The sequence below is a fragment of the Tetzosporium hominis genome (genome assembly GCF_002265435.1).
GTDB lineage: Bacteria > Bacillota > Bacilli > Bacillales_A > Planococcaceae > Chryseomicrobium > Chryseomicrobium hominis.
In genome coordinates this window covers 1-275 of sequence record NZ_NOKQ01000117.1, presented here as the reverse complement: position 1 = coordinate 275, position 275 = coordinate 1, and the positions used below count along the sequence as shown (strand labels likewise).

1 protein-coding gene is annotated in these 275 nt (G+C 52.7%); it reads left to right on the top strand.

Annotation, left to right across the window (positions count from 1 at the left end; all coding sequences use genetic code 11):
- On the top strand, positions 1–275 hold a 275-nt coding region (locus tag CF394_RS00575), incomplete at both ends, for an FtsK/SpoIIIE domain-containing protein (protein WP_133079777.1).

Genomic DNA, 275 nt, shown 5'->3' with positions numbered 1-275 from the left:
GAGCATTGCGCGGATCGCCCAAAAAGCCAGAGCGTGCGGAATTCATCTGCTTGTCGCAACCCAGCGGCCGTCAGTCGATGTCATTACCGGCCTGATTAAGGCGAATATCCCGACGAGAATCGCATTTTCTGTCTCAAGCCAGGTTGATTCCCGAACGATCATTGACATCGCCGGTGCAGAAAAGCTTCTCGGAAAAGGGGATATGCTCTTTTTGGAAAACGGCTCGGGAAAACCTGTCCGCCTTCAAGGGAACTTTGTATCGGACCGCGAAATCG